Consider the following 18,035-nt stretch of genomic DNA (forward strand, 5'->3'; position numbering starts at 1 on the left):
GCTACCGGCCGGTGCCCAGCGTGCCCGCGGTGATCGCGTCCAATCGCTCCAGCTCCGCCGCACTGGGGATCCACCCGCCCGCCTGTGCGTTCGCGCGTACCTGCTGGGGAGAGGTCGCGCCGGCGATCACCGTGGCGACGCCCGGCTTGGCCGCGAGCCCGCCGATGGCGATCTCCAACATCGACACGCCCGCCTCGTCCGCGTACGCCCGGAGCCCCTCGACGGTGTCCCAGTCCGCCGCCTTCAGCCAGGCCGCGTAGCGGTCGTCGGCCATCCGCGAGCCTGCCGGCGGGGTCTGATCCCGGTGGTAGACCCCGGTGAGCAGTCCGGACTGGAGCGGGAAGAACGGGATGAAGCCGACGCCGGCCCGCTCGCAGGCGGGCAGCAGCTCGGCCTCGGGCTTGCGGGTGAGCCAGTTGTACTGCTGCTGCGTGCTGATGAACGGGGTCAGCCCGGCGGTCTTCGCCGTCCACGCGGCGTCGGTGACCTGCCAGCTCGCGAACTGCGAGGAGCCGAGGTACCGGACCTTGCCCTGGCGGACCAGGTCGTCGAGAGCGCGAAGGGTCTCCTCGATCGGCGTGGCCGGGTCGGGATAGTGGAACTGGTAGAGGTCGAGGTAGTCGGTCTGCAACCGGCGCAGCGAGTCCTCCACCGCTTTCAGGATGTACCGCCGGGAGCCCCGCGCGCCGTCGGCCGAGCGCGGGTCGCCCGCTCCGGCGCCCATGTCCATTCCGAACTTGGTGGCCAGCACGACGCTGTCGCGGCGGCCCTTGAGCGCCTCGCCGAGGAACATCTCGCAGGTCCCACGCGGGGTGCCGTAGACGTCGGCGGCGTCGAAGAAGGTCACCCCCACGTCGATCGCGGCGTCGACGACCGCGCGGGTCTCCTCGGCGTTCAGCTTCCGGCCGAAGTTGTTGCATCCCAGTCCGACGACTGAGACCACCAGACCGGAGTCGCCCAAGCGGCGGTAGCGCATGGCAGCCATGATCGAAAACCTACCTGTAGTCTTCGGGATGTGACGAGCGTTCAACAGATCGACAGCATTCTGCAGCGTGCGGCCGATGGCGGTCGGATCAGTCCGGACGAGGCCCTGCTCCTCTACACCGACGCGCCGCTGCACCCGCTGGGCGAGGCCGCGGACGCCGTACGCCGCCGGAGATACCCCGATGGCATTGTGACCTACCTCATCGACCGGAACATCAATTACACGAACGTCTGCGTGACGGCGTGCAAGTTCTGTGCCTTCTTCCGCGCGCCCAAGCACGCCGAGGGCTGGTCGCACCCGATGGAGGAGATCCTGCGCCGCTGCGGCGAAGCGGTCGACCTCGGCGCGACGCAGGTCATGCTCCAGGGCGGCCACCACCCCGACTACGGGGTCGAGTACTACGAGGAGCTGTTCTCCTCGGTGAAGCAGGCGTACCCGCAGCTGGCGATCCACTCGATCGGCCCGAGCGAGATCCTGCACATGGCCAAGGTCAGCGGGGTCTCGATCGAGGACGCCGTCATCCGGATCAAGGCCGCCGGCCTGGACTCCATCGCTGGAGCAGGCGCGGAGATGCTGCCCGACCGGCCGCGTCAGGCGATCGCGCCGCTGAAGGAGTCGGGCGCGCGCTGGCTGGAGGTCATGGAGGTGGCCCACCAGCACGGTGTGGAGTCGACCGCCACCATGATGATGGGCACCGGCGAGACCAACGCCGAGCGGATCGAGCACATGCGAATGATCCGGGACGTGCAGGACCGCACCGGCGGCTTCCGGGCTTTCATCCCGTGGACCTACCAGCCGGAGAACAACCACCTCAAGGGGCGTACGCAGGCCACGACGCTGGAGTACCTGCGGCTCATCGCGGTGGCCCGGCTGTTCTTCGACAACGTCAACCACCTGCAAGCCTCGTGGCTGACCACCGGTAAGGACGCCGGCCAGCTGGCGCTCCACATGGGTGTGGACGACCTCGGCTCGATCATGCTCGAGGAGAACGTCATCTCCTCGGCAGGTGCGCGCCACCGCTCCAACCTGCAGGAGCTGATCTGGATGATCCGCACCGCCGGTCGCATCCCGGCGCAGCGGGACACCCTCTACAACCACCTCCAGGTGCACTGGACGCCGGCCGACGACCCGACCGACGACCGCGTCACCTCGCACTTCTCCTCGATCGCCCTCCCGGGCGGCGGCGTCGGCAAGGCGCTTCCGCTGGTGGAGGCGCACTGATCGCGGCGGGGCCGCGTACTGAGCCCACTTCGTCGGCAAGCTCGCCACGTGACGCAGAAGTGCACGACGGCCGGGTGGCCGTGGCGGTCGCCGTGAGCGTCGCCCTGCCGGCCGCCGGAATCGGAATTCTGTGGCGTATCCGCAGGCGGGGCGCGGTCCCGGCCGACCTGTGACACTCGGGTGATACTGTCCGTCATCACCTCTCAGGGAGCGGACCATGTGGATGCGCAGAGTGCTGGCCGCAGCCGCGGCGGCGCTCGTCGCCGGGCTGGCGACGGGAGCCGCGACGGCGTACGCCGCACCGACGACAGCCGATCTAGCGGTGTCCGCCTCGGCGGTCGGCGGACGGGTCGGCCAGGCGGTCGACGTCCGATACGTGCTGCGTAACAACGGTCCGCAGAGCGCCGCTCCACTCACCTACACGGTGGACTTCACCGCCCCACCCGGTACGCGCATCGTCAGCACCGGCGGCGGCATCTGCCAACCCGCGTCCGGTACGCACGCCCGCTGTGCGTACAGCGCCGCGTTGGCGGACGGCGCCCGGCGGCAGTTGACGCTGCGGCTGCGGATCGACAGCGCACCCACGGGGTGTGGCGCGTTGGTGATCAGTTACGCCGACGACCCTCGGCCGGGCAACAACACCGCCGCGGTGCGGGTGGCCGTCGACGGCCGTCCCCGTAACTGCTCCGGTTCGGACACGACCGCGTCGCCGAGGCCGACGAAGTCCAAGGTGTCCCCGACGCCGTCCGACGAACCGACCGTCGACGCCACTGAGGAGTTCACGGACGAGACGAGCAGCCCGGACGACAGCCCGCAGCCGGCGACCATGCCGCAGGACACCGTCGGCGGGTTGGGCCTCGGCTCCGTGCTCGTGATCGGAGGTGGCGCCGTGCTCGTCTCGCTGGGCGGCCTGCTGCTGTGGTGGATGCTGCGCAAGGATCCCGACGACGACGCCGACGACGCCACCGGGCCGATCTACCGCTGATCGGTGCGGCGTACCTCCTGCGTAGAGTGGGGGACGTGACCCGCGCAGACCTGGACAAGGACCGGCACGAGATCGCCGAGATGTTCGACGGTGTGGCCGACCGCTATGACCGCACCAACACGATCCTCTCGTTCGGCCAGGATCGGTCCTGGCGGAAGGCGACGGCCGCCGCGCTCGATCTGCGGCCGGGGGAGCGGGTGCTCGACCTCGGGGCGGGCACCGGGATCTCCACCGTGGATCTGGGTCGGTCCGGGGCGTACGCGGTCGGGGCGGACATCTCGCTGGGCATGCTCGGCGTCGGCCGGCGAGTACGCCCGCACGTGCCGTTGGTCGCCGGGGACGCCTTGGCGCTGCCCTTCGCCGACGCCTCCTTCGACGCGGTGACCATTTCCTTCGCCCTGCGCAACGTCAACGACACCGCGGCGGCGCTGCGGGAGATGGCCCGTGTGACCAAGCCCGGCGGCCGGCTCGTGGTGTGTGAGTTCTCCCACCCCACCGTGCCGGTCTTCCGCACTGTGTACCTGTCCTATTTGATGCGTAGCCTGCCCGTCGTCGCCCGCAAGGTCGCGTCCAATCCGGACGCGTATGTGTATCTGGCGGAGTCGATCCGGGCCTGGCACAACCAGTCGAGCTTGGCCGAGGTGATCGCCGCGAGCGGCTGGACGAAGGTCGGCTGGCGCAACCTGACCGGCGGCATCGCTTCTCTGCATCGCGCTGTCCGCGTCTGACCTGCCGGTACGCCCGTTGGACGGGGTGTGGGAGTACTCGGAAATCTCGGCGGCGGATTCGGTGAGGAGCCGGTTCGGGTCGCGGATCTTGAAGCGGCCGCGGCGGAAGAGGCTGAGCCTTCGTCGAGAGAAAGCCGAGCTGAGAAACGGTCAGTCAACTTAGTAGGTCGCCCACAGTATGAAACACGCATTCCTCGCGAACTGGACAAGCGTTCGGAGCGTCCCGGATCTTGAGCTGCGGAAACGAGAGCAAGCTCACTGGTAAGGGCAACCTAAGTCACACGCGTTCACAGAAGCGGTACTAGAGTGCGCCTGAGCCGAGCTTGTGAAGAGTTTCACGAGCGTGTTCAGCGGTGGAGGTGACCGTGACCACGACTGATATGGACGCCGACGTGATCGTCGTCGGTGCAGGTCCGGGCGGTTCAGCGACCGCCTACCACCTGGCCAAGCACGGCGTGAACGTCCTGCTGCTGGAGAAGACCGAATTCCCCCGCGAGAAGGTCTGCGGCGACGGACTGACCCCACGGGCCGTCAAGCAGCTGATCGACATGGGCGTGGACGTCGGCCCGGAGCAGGGCTGGCTGCACAACAAGGGACTGCGGGTCATCGGCGGCGGCATCCGCCTGGAGCTGGACTGGCCGGAGCTGGCCAGCTTCCCGAACTACGGCCTGACGCGTACCCGGATGGACTTCGACGACCTGCTGGCGCGGCAGGCGGTGGCGGCCGGCGCGAAGCTGCTCGTCAACAACAACGTGATCGCGCCGGTGCTGGACGCCGCCGACCGCGTCGTGGGCGTGACGGCCAAGACGCCGGAGGGCGAGGTCACCTACCGCGCCCCGCTCGTGATCGCGGCGGACGGCGTGAGCGGGCGGTTCCCGCTGGCGCTGGGCGTGGCCAAGCGGGAGGACCGCCCGATGGGCGTGGCGGTCCGCCGCTACTACCGCAGCCCCGCCAAGCACGACGACGACTACCTGGAGTCCTGGCTGGAACTGCGCAGCCGGGAAGGCGGCGACAAGCTGCTGCCCGGCTACGGCTGGATCTTCGGGATGGGGGACGGCCGGGTCAACGTCGGCCTCGGCGTCCTGAACAGCTCCGTCGCGTACGGCAAGACCAACTACCGCCAGCTGCTGATCGACTGGATGGGCAGCACCCCCGAGGACTGGGGGATGCGGGACGAGGCCAACGCCGACGGCCCGATCATGGGCGCCGCCCTGCCGATGGGCTTCAACCGCACGCCGCACTACACGCGGGGCGTACTGCTCGTCGGGGACTCCGGCGGCATGGTGAACCCCTTCAACGGCGAAGGCATCGCGTACGCGATGGAGTCGGGTGCACTGGCCGCCGAGATCGTGACGCAGGCGCTCGCCCGGCCCGAGGGTCCGGACCGCGAGCGTGCTCTCCAGGCGTACCCGCAGGAGCTGAAGATCCGCTACGGCGGCTACTACCGGCTCGGCGGGATGTTCGTGAAGCTCATCGGAAATCCGCAGGTCATGAAGCTGGCGACGAAGCACGGCATGCCGCATCCGACGCTGATGCGCTTCGTTCTGAAGCTTCTGGCCAACCTCACCGACCCACGCGGCGGCGACGCGATGGATCGGATCATCAACGGCCTGAGCCGGGTAGCCCCGGCGGTGTAGGGAAGGGACGTCGAGCAATGTCGCTCTCGCCATACGTACCGATAGTCGGGCTGTTCGCCCTCGCGGCGGCGTTCGCCCTCTTCTCGGTGGTGATCGCGCCGTTCGTCGGTCCCCGCCGTTACAACAAGGCCAAGCTCGACGCCTACGAGTGCGGGATCGAGCCGACGCCGCAACCGATCGGCGGTGGACGCTTCCCGGTCAAGTTCTACCTGACCGCGATGCTCTTCATCGTCTTCGACATCGAGATCATCTTCCTCTACCCGTGGGCGGTCAGCTTCGATCGGCTGGGCGTCTTCGGCTTCGTGGAGATGGTTCTCTTCATCGGCACGGTCTTCATCGCGTACGCCTATGTCTGGCGGCGCGGCGGCCTGGACTGGGACTAGGGGACAGGGCGAGCCATGGGTATCGAGGAGAAGCTGCTTCCGAACGGGGTCCTGCTGACCACCGTGGAGAAGCTGGTGAACTGGTCGCGCAAGGCGAGCTTCTGGCCGGCGACCTTCGGCCTGGCCTGCTGCGCGATCGAGATGATGGCGACCGGCGCCGCCCGCTACGACCTGGCCCGGTTCGGCATGGAGGTCTTCCGGGCCTCGCCGCGGCAGGCCGACCTGATGATCGTGGCCGGTCGGGTGAGCCAGAAGATGGCTCCCGTCCTGCGCCAGATCTACGACCAGATGCCGGAGCCGAAGTGGGTGCTCTCCATGGGCGTCTGCGCTTCCAGCGGCGGCATGTTCAACAACTACGCGATCGTTCAGGGCGTGGACCACGTCGTGCCGGTCGACATGTATCTGCCCGGCTGCCCGCCGCGGCCCGAGATGCTGATCGACGCGATCCTCAAGCTGCACGAGAAGGTCATGGCCGAGCCGCTCGGCGACCGGCGGGCCAAGTCGATCGAAGCCAAGATCGCTGAAGGCCGTGGCCCGATCGTCAAGCCCGGTTCGATGCCCTCCAGCTACCGCTTCGACAAGCAGAAGCGGGCCGCTTGGGAGAAGGCCGTCGCCGAGGGCACGGAAGAGCAGCTGCGCATCTCGAACTGGATGCAGCGGGAGGTGGCGAAATGACGGAGTCCGTCAGCGGCGGCCGCGGCCTGTTCGGGGTCAGCGGCAGCGGTGACACGTCCGGCTTCGGCGGACTGGTACGCAAGGCGGGCGTACCCGCCTCGCTCGGCCGTCCGGTCGGCGTGGAGGAGTTCGACGAGGTCCTCGACGGCCTGGCCGACGCGCTCAGCGGCGGCGAGCGGCCCGAGGGCGAGGTCGAGCCCGCGTTCGCCTCGTTCGACGAGGTGATCGAGCGCATCGTGGTCGACCGCGGTGAGCTGACCCTGCACGTCAAGCCGGAGGCCATCGCGGACGTGTGCCGCACCCTCCGCGACGACGAGGGTCTGCGGTACGAGCTGTGCTCGTCGGTGTCGGGTGTGGACTATCCCGCCCAGGACCGCCGGCTGCACGCCGTCTACCACCTGACCTCGATGACCTACCGCCGGCGTATCCGGCTGGAGTGCGCGGTCACTGCCGAGGAGCCGCACCTGCCGAGCGTCACCAGCGTCTACCCGACCGCCGACTGGCAGGAGCGGGAGACCTACGACATGTTCGGGATCATCTTCGACGGCCACCCCAACCTCACCCGGATCCTCATGCCGGACGACTGGGAGGGCCACCCGCAGCGCAAGGACTACCCGCTCGGCGGTGTGCCGGTCGAGTACAAGGGCGCCGAGATTCCACCGCCGGACCAGCGGAGGTCCTACCGATGACTAGTAGTTACGACACTTACGCGCCGGAGCGCGAGACCACCCAGGGCAAGGTCTTCACCGTCACCGGTGGCGACTGGAACGACGTGGTCAGCGGCGTGGACCCGATCCATGACGAGCGGATCGTGGTCAACATGGGTCCGCAGCACCCGTCGACCCACGGCGTGCTGCGGCTCGTCCTCGAGTTGGAAGGCGAGACGGTCACCGACGCCCGTACCGTCATCGGCTACCTGCACACCGGGATCGAGAAGAACCTCGAGTTCCGGACGTGGACCCAGGGCACGACCTTCGTGACCCGGATGGACTACCTGGCGCCGATCTTCAACGAGACGGCGTACTGCCTCGCGGTGGAGAAGCTGCTCGGCATCACCGACGACATCCCGGAGCGGGCGACCACGATCCGCGTGCTGATGATGGAGCTGAACCGGCTCTCGTCGCACCTGGTCTGGCTGGCCACCACCGGCATGGAGCTGGGCGCGCTCTCGATGATGATCTACGGCTTCCGCGAGCGGGAGTTCGTCCTGGACATCTTCGAGCTGATCAGCGGCCTGCGGATGAACATGGCGTACGTGCGGCCTGGCGGGGTGGCCCAGGACGTTCCGCCGGAGGCGATCAAGAAGATCCGCGAGCTGCTCGACTTCATGCCGAAGCGCATCAAGGACTACGAGAACCTGCTGTCCGACCAGCCGATCTGGTTGCAGCGTACGCAGGGGGTCGCGGTCCTCGACGTCACCGGCTGTCTGGCGCTGGGCATCACCGGCCCGGTGCTCCGCAGCGCCGGCCTGGCCTGGGACCTCCGCAAGACGCAGCCCTACTGCGGGTACGAGACCTACGAGTTCGACGTGCCGACGCAGCAGGAGGCCGACGTCTACGCGCGGTACCTGGTGCGCATCAACGAGATGCGGGAATCGCTGAAGATCATCGAGCAGGCGCTGGGCCGGCTCAAGCCCGGCCCGGTCATCGTGGCGGACAAGAAGATCGCGTGGCCCGCCCAGCTGGCCGTCGGCCTGGACGGCATGGGCAACTCGCTGAACCACGTCGCGAAGATCATGGGTCAGTCGATGGAATCGCTGATCCACCACTTCAAGCTGGTCACCGAAGGCTTCCGCGTCCCGGCCGGGCAGGTCTACGTCCCGGTCGAGGGTCCGCGTGGCGAGCTGGGCGCGCACGTCGTCTCCGACGGCGGCACCCGCCCCTATCGCGTGCATTACCGCGAACCCAGCTTCGTGAACCTGCAGGCCATCCCCGCGATGGCCGAGGGTGGTCTGCTGGCCGACGTGATCGCCGGCGGGGCGTCGCTCGACCCCGTCATGGGAGGGTGTGACCGGTAGTGATGAGCCACTTGGGTGAAGAACCAGGAGTGCAGTCAGTGTTCTCTGCCGAGACCTACGCGCGGGCGAAGGAGATCGTCGCGCGGTACCCCGAGGGCAAGCAGCGTTCGGCGCTCCTGCCCCTGCTGCACCTGGTGCAGAACGAGGACGGTCACGTCTCCCCGGAAGGTGTCACCTTCTGCGCCGAGCAGCTCGGCCTGACCAAGGCCCAGGTCGGCGCGGTCGCGACGTTCTACACGATGTACAAGCGCCGGCCCACCGGCGACTACCTCGTCAGCGTCTGCACCAACACGATGTGCGACGTCCTCGGCGGTCAGGCGATCTTCGACGCGCTCAGCGACCACCTCGGCGTGGGGCACGACGAGACCACGCCGGACGGCAAGATCACGCTGGAGCACGCCGAGTGCCTGGCGGCCTGCGACTACGGTCCGGTCGTCACGGTCAACTACGACTTCGTCGACGGGCTCGACCCGGAGTCGGCGGTGCAGCTGACCGAGGACCTGAGCGCCGGGCGTCCGGTGCAGCCCTCCCGGGGCGCGCGGCTCTGCTCGCTCAAGGAGATGGCGCTGCAGCTCGCGGGCTTCGCCGACGAGCGGGACGGCGCGGTCGCCGACGGTCCCGCGGGAGAGCCGACTCTGCGGGGCGTCAAGCTCGCCCAGCAGTACGGGATCAGCCCGGCCGGCTTCGACCTCAACACGCCGATCCCCTCCGCGGCGAACGGAGCCAACAAGTGAGTGTCTTTGAGAAGCTGACGCCGGTCCTCACCAAGCGCTGGCTGTCGCCCGACGCCTGGCGTCTCGACGTCTACGAGCAGCTCGACGGGTACGCCGCGCTCCGCAAGGCGCTGAAGGTGCACCCGGACGACCTGATCGCGTTGGTGAAGGACTCCGGTCTGCGAGGACGCGGCGGCGCCGGGTTCCCCACCGGCCTGAAGTGGGGCTTCATCCCGCAGAACGACGGCAAGCCGCACTACCTGGTGATCAACGCCGACGAGGGCGAGCCGGGGACCTGTAAGGACCTGCCGCTGATGACCTACGACCCGCACGCGCTGGTCGAGGGCGCCATCATCGCCTCGTACGCCATCCGCGCCAACCGCGCCTTCATCTACATCCGCGGTGAAGCCGTCCACGCGGCGCGCCGGCTGCGGCACGCGGTGCAGGAGGCGTACAAGGCGGGGTATCTGGGCCAGAACATCCTGGGTTCGGGGTTCGACCTCGACCTCGTGGTGCACTCCGGCGCCGGGGCGTACATCTGTGGCGAGGAGACGGCCCTGCTGGACTCGCTGGAGGGGATGCGCGGCCAGCCCCGGCTGCGCCCGCCGTTCCCGGCGACGCACGGCCTGTACGCCTGCCCGACCGTGGTGAACAACGTCGGCACCATCGCCAGCGTCCCGTACATCGTGCTGGGCGGCGCGGCCTGGTGGAAGACGATGGGCACCGAGAAGTCGTCCGGCCCGATGATCTACTCGCTGTCCGGCCGCATCCAGCAGCCGGGGCAGTACGAGTGCTCGCTGGGCGTCACGCTGCGGGAGCTGATCGAACTGGCCGGCGGCATGCAGCCGGGCCACAACCTGCGGTTCTGGACCCCGGGCGGCTCGTCGACGCCGTTGCTGACCGCTGACCACCTCGACGTCCCGCTGGACTTCGACAGCGTCGCGGCGGCCGGATCGATCCTGGGCACCACGGCGACGCAGATCTTCTCCGATCAGGACTGCCCGGTCTACGCGACGTACCGCTGGCTGGAGTTCTACCACCACGAGTCCTGCGGTAAGTGCACTCCTTGCCGCGAGGGCAACTACTGGATGGTGCGCGTCTACCGCCGCATCCTGTCCGGCCAGGGCTCGCACGAGGACCTGGACACCCTGCTCGACACCGCCGACAACATCCTGGGCCGCTCGTTCTGCGGTCTCGGCGACGGCGCCACCAGCTCGGTGACCAGCTCCTTGCAGTACTTCAAGCAGGATTACCTGGACTACATCGAGGGCCGGAAAGCGCCGAAGCTCTCGGAGAAGGCATTGGCAGGTGCTCACTGATGACGTCCGCCGAAGTAGCCAAGAGCACCGACGAGGTCACCCTCACCATCGACGGGATCGAGGTGACCGCGCCCAAGGGGACGCTGCTCATCCGGGTCGCCGAGAAGATGGGGATCGACATCCCGCGGTTCTGCGACCACCCGCTGCTGGCCCCGGCCGGCGCCTGCCGTCAGTGCCTCGTCGAGGTCGAGGGGCAGCGCAAGCCGGTCGCCTCCTGTACGCAGACCGTCGCCGACGGCATGGTCGTGCGTACGCACCGGACCAGTGAGGTCGCGCAGAAGGCGCAGTCCGGGATCATGGAGATGCTCCTGATCAACCACCCGCTCGACTGCCCGATGTGCGACAAGGGCGGCGAGTGCCCCCTGCAGAACCAGGCGATGAGCACCGGCCGGACGGATTCGCGGTTCCACGAGCACAAGCGCGAGTACCCCAAGCCGATCAACATCTCCAGCCAGGTGCTGCTGGACCGCGAGCGCTGCGTGCTCTGCCAGCGCTGCACCCGGTTCTCCGAGGAGATCGCCGGGGACAAGTTCATCGACCTGATGGATCGGTCCTCCGCCGAGCAGATCAACGTCTACCGCGACGAGTTCTACGGCGGCGAAGGCGACGGCGTCTCGATCGACGCGGGCGACGAGCCGTTCAACTCCTACTTCTCCGGCAACACCGTGCAGATCTGCCCGGTCGGCGCGCTGACCGGCGCGCAGTACCGGTTCCGCGCCCGGCCGTTCGACCTCGTGTCGTCGCCGAGCGTGTGCGAGCACTGCTCGGCCGGCTGCTCCCAGCGGACCGACCACCGGCGTGGCAAGGTGCTGCGGCGCCTGGCCGGTGAGGACGCGCAGGTCAACGAGGAGTGGAACTGCGACAAGGGCCGGTGGGGGTTCCAGTACGCCACCGCGTTCGACCGGCTGACCACCCCGCTGGTCCGCGACAAGGAGACCGGCGAGCTGCGGTCGGCCAGCTGGAGCGAGGCGCTGACGGTCGCCGCCGAGGGCCTGCGGGCCGCCCGGGACGGCGAGCACGGCGTCGGCGTCCTGACCGGCGGCCGGCTGACCGTCGAGGACGCGTACGCGTACGCGAAGTTCGCGCGGGTGGCTTTGACGACCAACGACGTGGACTTCCGGGCTCGGCCGCTGTCGGCGGAGGAGGCGGACTTCCTCGCCTCCACCGTCGTCGGGGAGACCTCGGTGACCTACGCCGACCTGGAGAAGGCGCGGCACGTGGTGCTCGTCGGGCTGGAGCCCGAGGAGGAGTGCCCGATCGTCTTCCTCCGCCTGCGCAAGGCGGCCACCGCGAAGCGACTGCGGGTCACCGGCGTCGCTCCGTTCGCCACACGCGGCCTCGCGAAGCTGTCCGGCACGCTGGTCACCGCCGCCCCGGGTGAGGAGCCCGAGGCGCTCGACCGGATCGTCGGCGTGGACGCGGAGACCGTCATCCTCGTGGGCGAGCGACTCGCCACCGTCCCGGGCGGCTTCTCGGCGGTGGCCGCGTTCGCCGCGCGTACCGGTGCGAAGCTGGCCTGGGTGCCACGGCGCGCGGGAGACCGCGGTGCTGTCGACGCGGGCTGCCTGCCGAACCTGCTGCCGGGTGGGCGGCCGGTGGCCGACCCCGCGGCCCGCGCCGAGCTGGCGCAGCTGTGGGGCCTGGAGCCGGGCGTGATCTCGAGCCAGGCGGGCAGGGACACCGACGCGATGCTCGCGGCGGCCGCCGACGGGCGATTGGGCGCGCTGGTCGTGGCCGGTGTGGACCCGGGCGACCTGGCCGATCCGGCGCTGGCCGAGCAGGCCCTGACGAAGGTCGGGTTCCTGGTCAGCCTGGAGATCCGGGCGACCGCGGTCACCCGGCACGCCGACGTGGTCCTGCCGGTCGCGACGACCTCCGAGAAGGCGGGGTCGTTCGTGGACTGGGAGGGCCGGCTGCGGCCGTTCGACCAGGTCTTCGAGTTCACCACCACGCAGGGCGGACGGCAGGCGGCGGCGATGATGGCCGACGCCCGGGTGCTCGACGCGATCGCCGCCGAGCTGGGCGTCACGCTCGGCACGGCCGACGTCACCGCGGTACGCCAGGAGTTGGGCAGCCTGCCCGCGACGGCGGCGGAGCAGCCGCTGGCCCCGACGTACGCCCCGGCGACCCGGCCCGCGCTCGCGGCCGGGACGGCGATCCTCAGCTCGTGGCACTACCTGCTGGACAACGGCAGCCTGCTCGACGGCGACGAGGTCCTGATGGGCACCGCCCGCCCGAGCGTGGCGCGGCTTGCCAAGGCGACCGCGACCGGGCTGGGCGTCGCCGACGGGGACCTCGTCACGGTCAGCACCGAGCACGGCTCGGTGACGCTGCCCGCGCTCATCACCGACATGCCCGCGGACGTCGTCTGGGTGCCGGCGAACTCGCCGGGCTCGACGGCCAACCGGACGCTCGGCGCCCACTCGGGCGCGGTCGTCACGGTCGCCGCGGGAACCACCGCCGCTGGAGGTGCGCAGTGATCCTCGCCCAGGATCCGACCCTGGAGAACTTCGGCCAAGATCCGTGGTGGCTGGTTCTCGTCAAGGTCGTCGCGATCTTCGTCTTCCTCGTCGTGATGACGCTGTTCGCCATCTGGTACGAGCGGCGGGTCGTGGCGCGGATGCAGGTCCGTCCCGGACCGAACCGCAACGGTCCCTTCGGTCTGCTCCAGTCCCTCGCCGACGGCCTCAAGCTGGCCTTCAAAGAGGACATCATGCCGAAGCTCGCCGACAAGGTGGTGTTCTTCATCGCCCCGGTGATCTCGACGGTCTGCGCGTTCACCGCCTTCGCGATCATGCCGTTCGGCCCGATGGTCTCGATCTTCGGCACGAAGACGCCGTTGCAGCTCACCGACATCCCGGTGGCGGTCCTGCTGGTGCTGGCCTGCTCCGGCATGGGCGTGTACGGCGTGGTGCTCGCCGGCTGGGCGAGCGGCTCGACCTACCCACTCCTCGGCGGTCTGCGCTCCAGCGCCCAGATGATCTCCTACGAGGTCGCCATGGGCCTGTCGATCGTGGCGGTCTTCATGACGGCCGGGACGATGAGCACCTCGGGGATCGTGGCCGCGCAGGCGGACGGCACCAAGTTCGGGTCGTTCACCGCCCCCAGCTGGTACGCGCTCCTGCTGCTGCCGAGCTTCGTGATCTACTTCGTCTCCGCGATCGGTGAGACCAACCGGGCTCCGTTCGACCTCCCCGAGGCCGAGTCGGAGCTGGTCGGCGGTTTCCACACCGAGTACTCGTCGCTGAAGTTCGCGCTGTTCTTCCTCGCCGAGTACATCAACATGGTGACCGTCTCCGCGCTGTGCACGACGCTCTTCCTGGGCGGTTGGCGCGCACCGTGGCCGATCAGCTTGTGGGACGGAGCCAACGACAACTGGTTCCCGCTGCTCTGGTTCACGATCAAGGTTCTGTTGCTGCTGTTCGTCTTCGTCTGGTTGCGGGGCACGCTGCCCCGGCTGCGGTACGACCAGTTCATGCGGTTCGGCTGGAAGGTGCTCATCCCGGCCAACCTGATCTGGATCCTGGCCCTGGCCGGCATCAAGACGCTCCAGAACAGCAACGCGTCGCGTACGCAGACGCTGTTGTGGCTGGGCGGCGCGGTCGTGGTCCTGATGGCGGTCGCGCTGCTGTGGCCGTCGAAGAAGGAACCGACGCCAATGACTCTCACCGAACAGGTCGCGCAGCGCCCGGCGGGAAGCTTCCCGCTGCCGCCGCTGGACCTGGTCGTCCCGGTCAACCCCCGGGCGAGGCGGATCTCGGCCGACCGCGGTTCGGCCGAGACCGACAACGACCAGCCGGTGGGTTCCGGCGCTAAGGAGGCGTGAGATGGGTGCCTTCACCGGAATGGCCAAGGGCTTCGGGGTCACCTTCTCGCACATGTTCAAGAAGGTCGTGACCACGGAGTACCCGGAGAAGCCGGACGCGACCGCGCCCCGCTTCCACGGCCGGCACGTCCTCAACCGGCATCCGGACGGCCTGGAGAAGTGCATCGGGTGCGAGCTGTGCGCCTGGGCCTGCCCGGCCGACGCGATCTACGTGGAGGGTGGCGACAACACCGAGGAGGCCCGGTTCTCCCCGGGCGAGCGGTACGCCAGCATCTACCAGATCAACTACGCCCGGTGCATCTTCTGCGGCCTGTGCATCGAGGCCTGCCCGACTCGTTCGCTGACCATGAGCAACGAGTACGAGCTGGCCCGCGACGACCGCCAGGCGCTGATCTTCACCAAGGAGCAGTTGCTCGCGCCGCTGCTGCCGGGGATGGAGCAGCCGCCGCACCCGATGTATCTGGGTGAGACGGAGAAGGACTACTACCTGAGCGGGCCGACCAACCCGGGTGTCTCGGTGGGAGCTGAGGGGCGATGACTAGCGCACTTCAACTAGCGGCCGCGGCCGGTGGGGTGGCGACTTCCGAGAAGGTCGTCTTCTTCGTCCTGGCCCCGATCGCGCTCATCGGCGCGATCGGCATGGTCGCCAGCCGTAACGCGGTGCACTCCGCGCTCTGGCTGGTGCTGACGATGCTGTGTCTCGGTGTCTTCTACATCGTGCAGGCCGGGCCGTTCATCGGCATGACGCAGATCATCGTCTACACCGGCGCGATCATGATGTTGTTCCTCTTCGTGCTGATGCTCGTCGGCCGGGACGCCTCGGACGCCGTGATCGAGACATTGCGCGGTCAGCAGACCGCCGCGATCATCCTCGGCGTAGGCTTCGCCGGCCTGCTCGGCACGGGCCTGCTGCGCGTGGTCGAGAAGATGACGGTCACCGGGCTCGACGAGGCGAACGCCAAGGGCAACGTCCAGGGCCTCGCCTCGCTGCTGTTCACCAAGTACGTCTTCGCCTTCGAGATCTCCAGCGCGCTGCTCATCACCGCCGCCGTCGGCGCGATGCTGCTGGCGCACGTGGAGAAGCGCAAGGAAGACAAGATCAACCAGCCGGACATGATGCGGGCGCGGTTCGCGCCGGGCAACTACCCCGGCCCCAAGCCGGGTCCGGGTGTCTTCGCCACCTCGACCTCGATCGCCACCCCGGCGAAGCTCCCGGACGGCACGCCCGCCCAGCGCAGCATCTCGCCGATCCTGCCGACCCGGGAGCTCACGGCCGCCGAGGTCGCCGACAAGCACACGGAAGGCCGGTGATCGAAGTGACTCCGATGTGGTACATCGTGCTCTCGGCGGCGCTGTTCACCATCGGCGCGGTGGGCGTGCTCATCCGCCGGAACGCGATCGTCCTGTTCATGTGCATCGAGCTGATGCTGAACGCGGCCAACCTCTCGCTGGTCACCTTCAGCCGGATCAACGGCTCGCTGGACGGCCAGATCATGGCGTTCTTCTCCATGGTCATCGCCGCGGCCGAGGTCGTCGTCGGCCTCGCCATCATCATGGCCATCTTCCGTACGCGACGCTCCGCCAGCGTCGATGACGCGAACCTGCTGAAGTACTGAGGTCGCAATGCAGACATTGATCACCCTGGTGGTGGCGATCCCGGCGGTCAGCGCGGCGTTCCTGCTGCTGTCGGGCAAGCTGGCCAACAAGTGGGGACACTGGCTCGGCGTACTCGCGACGGGGACGTCGTTCGTGCTCGGCCTGATCGCTTTCATCCGCCTCGCCGACCTGCCGTCCGACAACCGCGCGGTTCAGGTCCACCTATGGGACTTCATCCAGTCCGGCAAGCTCGACGTCGGGTTCGGCCTGCTCTTCGACCCGCTGTCGGCGGTCTTCGTGCTGCTGATCACCGGCGTGGGCTCGCTCATCCACCTGTACGCCGTGGGCTACATGGCGCACGACGAGGGACGCCGCCGCTTCTTCGGGTACTTCAACCTGTTCGTCGCGGCCATGCTCCTGCTGGTGCTGGGCAACAACTATGTGATGCTCTACCTCGGCTGGGAGGGCGTCGGTCTGGCGTCGTACCTGCTGATCTCGTTCTGGTACAACCGGAACTCGGCGGCGACCGCCGGCAAGAAGGCCTTCCTGATGAACCGGGTCGGTGACGCGGGCTTCGCCCTCGGCATCTTCCTGATGTTCTACACGCTCGGCACGACCGACTACGACAAGGTCTTCGACGGCGTGGGCAGCCTGGCCGCCGGCACGGTCCTGATGATGGGCCTGCTGCTCCTGCTGGGCGCGACCGGCAAGTCCGGCCAGTTCCCGCTCCAGTCCTGGCTCCCGGACGCGATGGAGGGCCCGACCCCGGTCTCCGCCCTCATCCACGCCGCGACGATGGTGACCGCCGGTGTGTACCTGATCGCACGGTCGAACCCGATCTTCTCGGCCAACCACACGCTCCAGACCGTGGTCGTGAGCGTCGGTGCCCTGACCCTGCTGATCGGCTGCATCATCGGCTGCGCCAAGGACGACATCAAGCGTGTCCTGGCCTGGTCGACCGTCAGCCAGATCGGCTACATGTTCCTGGGCGTCGGACTCGGCGGGGCGGCGTACGCCCTGGCGATCATCCACCTGCTCGCGCACGGCTTCTTCAAGGCCAACATGTTCCTCGGCGCGGGTTCGGTCATGCACGGGATGAACGACCAGACCGACATCCGCCGCTTCGGCGGGCTGGCCAAGTACATGCGGATCACCTGGCTGACCTTCATGATGGGCTGGCTGGCGATCATCGGCATCCCGCCGCTGTCGGGCTTCTACACCAAGGACCCGATCATCGAGGCGGCGTTCAACCGGCCCGGGTGGACGGGCTGGCTCTTCGGGAGTGTCGCTCTTGCTGGAGCAGGACTTACAGCCTTCTATATGACAAGGCTGTTCGTGCTCACCTTCCACGGCCCGAAGCGCTGGACCGAAACTGAGCCGCAACACGGATCCGCAAGCGGACCCGTGCCCGTGCACCCGCACGAGTCCCCGGCGATCATGACGATCCCGCTGATCTTCCTGGCCATCGGCTCCATCGTGGCCGGTTTCCTGATGAAGACCAGTGTCCTCGACTGGCTCACCCCGGTCGTCGACCCCGAGGGCGTCGTGGACGAGGTCCACCGGATCACGGCGGTCGAGGGCGCACTCCTGTCCGTCGCGGTCACCGTCATCGGCGCCGGGTTCGCGTACCTCCTGTTCCGCCGGGGGACCGCGTTGGTGGAGCAGCCGGCCGGCCCGTTCGTCACGGCGGCCCGGCGCAATCTGTACGCGGACGCCTTCAACGAGGCGGTCTTCGAGAAGCCCGGCCGCTGGCTCACCCGCGGTCTGGTGTTCCTCGACAACCGCGGGGTCGACGGGCTGGTGAACGGCCTGGCCGCGCTGACCGGCGGCGGGTCGAGCCGGCTCCGGCGGCTCCAGAACGGTTTCGTGCGCTCCTACGCGCTGTCCATGCTCACCGGCGCGCTTGTGGTCGTGGGCGCGTTCTTGATGGTCACGCTCTGATGGCGAGGT

At 68.6% G+C, this 18,035-nt stretch carries 15 protein-coding genes and 2 pseudogenes; 16 read left to right on the plus strand and 1 reads right to left on the minus strand.

The window, feature by feature from the left end; all coding sequences use genetic code 11:
- Nucleotide 1 precedes the first annotated feature (1 nt).
- Nucleotides 2–976: an aldo/keto reductase gene (locus tag HDA40_RS23975; RefSeq protein WP_253763768.1), complete on the minus strand. Its 975-nt coding sequence runs from the start codon at nt 974–976 to the stop codon at nt 2–4.
- Between the two features lie 39 nt (nt 977–1,015).
- Here HDA40_RS23975 and mqnC point away from each other — a divergent pair, with 39 nt between their 5' ends.
- The 16 genes and pseudogenes from mqnC to nuoL all read left to right on the plus strand — a co-directional run bounded on the left by mqnC (nt 1,016) and on the right by nuoL (nt 18,026).
- The gene (gene mqnC, locus HDA40_RS23980; protein ID WP_253759588.1) at nt 1,016–2,206 is read left to right on the plus strand and encodes a cyclic dehypoxanthinyl futalosine synthase; all 1,191 of its coding nucleotides are present in this window, start codon (nt 1,016–1,018) and stop codon (nt 2,204–2,206) included.
- A 217-nt stretch (nt 2,207–2,423) separates the two neighbouring features.
- Nucleotides 2,424–3,191, plus strand: a complete 768-nt coding sequence (locus HDA40_RS23985; RefSeq protein WP_253759590.1) for a DUF11 domain-containing protein — start codon at nt 2,424–2,426, stop codon at nt 3,189–3,191.
- 35 nt (nt 3,192–3,226) lie between these two features.
- A complete protein-coding gene (locus HDA40_RS23990; protein ID WP_308197753.1) occupies nt 3,227–3,919 on the plus strand; it encodes a demethylmenaquinone methyltransferase in 693 nt (230 codons plus the stop codon).
- A 380-nt stretch (nt 3,920–4,299) separates the two neighbouring features.
- Nucleotides 4,300–5,556: a geranylgeranyl reductase family protein gene (locus HDA40_RS23995; protein ID WP_253763771.1), complete on the plus strand. Its 1,257-nt coding sequence runs from the start codon at nt 4,300–4,302 to the stop codon at nt 5,554–5,556.
- Nucleotides 5,557–5,573: 17 nt separating this feature from the next.
- A complete protein-coding gene (locus tag HDA40_RS24000; RefSeq protein WP_253759592.1) occupies nt 5,574–5,939 on the plus strand; it encodes an NADH-quinone oxidoreductase subunit A in 366 nt (121 codons plus the stop codon).
- A 15-nt stretch (nt 5,940–5,954) separates the two neighbouring features.
- Complete coding sequence (locus HDA40_RS24005; protein WP_253759594.1) at nt 5,955–6,614, plus strand: NuoB/complex I 20 kDa subunit family protein; 660 nt, start codon at nt 5,955–5,957, stop codon at nt 6,612–6,614.
- Complete coding sequence (locus HDA40_RS24010) at nt 6,611–7,303, plus strand: NADH-quinone oxidoreductase subunit C (protein ID WP_253759596.1); 693 nt, start codon at nt 6,611–6,613, stop codon at nt 7,301–7,303. The genes HDA40_RS24005 and HDA40_RS24010 overlap by 4 nt, the downstream gene beginning before the upstream one ends.
- Nucleotides 7,300–8,631, plus strand: coding sequence for an NADH-quinone oxidoreductase subunit D (locus tag HDA40_RS24015; protein WP_253759598.1), 1,332 nt, complete (start codon nt 7,300–7,302; stop codon nt 8,629–8,631). The genes HDA40_RS24010 and HDA40_RS24015 overlap by 4 nt, the downstream gene beginning before the upstream one ends.
- A 2-nt stretch (nt 8,632–8,633) precedes the next feature.
- Nucleotides 8,634–9,347: pseudogene (nuoE, locus tag HDA40_RS24020) on the plus strand (NADH-quinone oxidoreductase subunit NuoE); the annotation flags it as partial.
- Between the two features lie 14 nt (nt 9,348–9,361).
- Nucleotides 9,362–10,663 (plus strand): NADH-quinone oxidoreductase subunit NuoF, encoded by a 1,302-nt coding sequence (gene nuoF, locus HDA40_RS24025; protein WP_253759601.1) that lies wholly within the window; start codon nt 9,362–9,364, stop codon nt 10,661–10,663.
- Nucleotides 10,663–13,143, plus strand: coding sequence for an NADH-quinone oxidoreductase subunit G (locus HDA40_RS24030; RefSeq protein WP_253759603.1), 2,481 nt, complete (start codon nt 10,663–10,665; stop codon nt 13,141–13,143). The genes nuoF and HDA40_RS24030 overlap by 1 nt, the downstream gene beginning before the upstream one ends.
- Nucleotides 13,140–14,489, plus strand: a complete 1,350-nt coding sequence (gene nuoH / locus HDA40_RS24035; protein ID WP_253759605.1) for an NADH-quinone oxidoreductase subunit NuoH — start codon at nt 13,140–13,142, stop codon at nt 14,487–14,489. The genes HDA40_RS24030 and nuoH overlap by 4 nt, the downstream gene beginning before the upstream one ends.
- Before the next feature lies 1 nt (nt 14,490).
- A pseudogene (gene nuoI / locus HDA40_RS24040) lies at nt 14,491–15,018 on the plus strand (NADH-quinone oxidoreductase subunit NuoI); the annotation flags it as partial.
- A gap of 5 nt (nt 15,019–15,023) precedes the next feature.
- The gene (locus tag HDA40_RS24045) at nt 15,024–15,800 is read left to right on the plus strand and encodes an NADH-quinone oxidoreductase subunit J (RefSeq protein ID WP_253759610.1); all 777 of its coding nucleotides are present in this window, start codon (nt 15,024–15,026) and stop codon (nt 15,798–15,800) included.
- Between the two features lie 14 nt (nt 15,801–15,814).
- A complete protein-coding gene (gene nuoK / locus HDA40_RS24050) occupies nt 15,815–16,105 on the plus strand; it encodes an NADH-quinone oxidoreductase subunit NuoK (RefSeq protein WP_253763772.1) in 291 nt (96 codons plus the stop codon).
- A gap of 7 nt (nt 16,106–16,112) precedes the next feature.
- Nucleotides 16,113–18,026, plus strand: a complete 1,914-nt coding sequence (gene nuoL / locus HDA40_RS24055; RefSeq protein ID WP_253759612.1) for an NADH-quinone oxidoreductase subunit L — start codon at nt 16,113–16,115, stop codon at nt 18,024–18,026.
- The last annotated feature ends 9 nt before the right edge of the window (nt 18,027–18,035 follow it).

Origin of the sequence: Hamadaea flava, assembly GCF_024172085.1 — a bacterium.
GTDB lineage: Bacteria > Actinomycetota > Actinomycetes > Mycobacteriales > Micromonosporaceae > Hamadaea > Hamadaea flava.

Excerpts from the sequence above, each read along its gene's own strand:
- HDA40_RS23975 (WP_253763768.1), bottom strand. The coding sequence starts at position 976 with ATGCGCTACCGCCGCTTGGGCGACTCCGGTCTGGTGGTCTCAGTCGTC.
- HDA40_RS23985 (WP_253759590.1), top strand. The coding sequence starts at position 2,424 with ATGTGGATGCGCAGAGTGCTGGCCGCAGCCGCGGCGGCGCTCGTCGCC.
- HDA40_RS23995 (WP_253763771.1), top strand. The coding sequence starts at position 4,300 with ATGGACGCCGACGTGATCGTCGTCGGTGCAGGTCCGGGCGGTTCAGCG.
- HDA40_RS24000 (WP_253759592.1), top strand. The coding sequence starts at position 5,574 with ATGTCGCTCTCGCCATACGTACCGATAGTCGGGCTGTTCGCCCTCGCG.
- HDA40_RS24005 (WP_253759594.1), top strand. The coding sequence starts at position 5,955 with ATGGGTATCGAGGAGAAGCTGCTTCCGAACGGGGTCCTGCTGACCACC.
- HDA40_RS24010 (WP_253759596.1), top strand. The coding sequence starts at position 6,611 with ATGACGGAGTCCGTCAGCGGCGGCCGCGGCCTGTTCGGGGTCAGCGGC.
- HDA40_RS24015 (WP_253759598.1), top strand. The coding sequence starts at position 7,300 with ATGACTAGTAGTTACGACACTTACGCGCCGGAGCGCGAGACCACCCAG.
- HDA40_RS24030 (WP_253759603.1), top strand. The coding sequence starts at position 10,663 with ATGACGTCCGCCGAAGTAGCCAAGAGCACCGACGAGGTCACCCTCACC.
- HDA40_RS24045 (WP_253759610.1), top strand. The coding sequence starts at position 15,024 with ATGACTAGCGCACTTCAACTAGCGGCCGCGGCCGGTGGGGTGGCGACT.
- nuoK (WP_253763772.1), top strand. The coding sequence starts at position 15,815 with ATGTGGTACATCGTGCTCTCGGCGGCGCTGTTCACCATCGGCGCGGTG.
- nuoL (WP_253759612.1), top strand. The coding sequence starts at position 16,113 with ATGCAGACATTGATCACCCTGGTGGTGGCGATCCCGGCGGTCAGCGCG.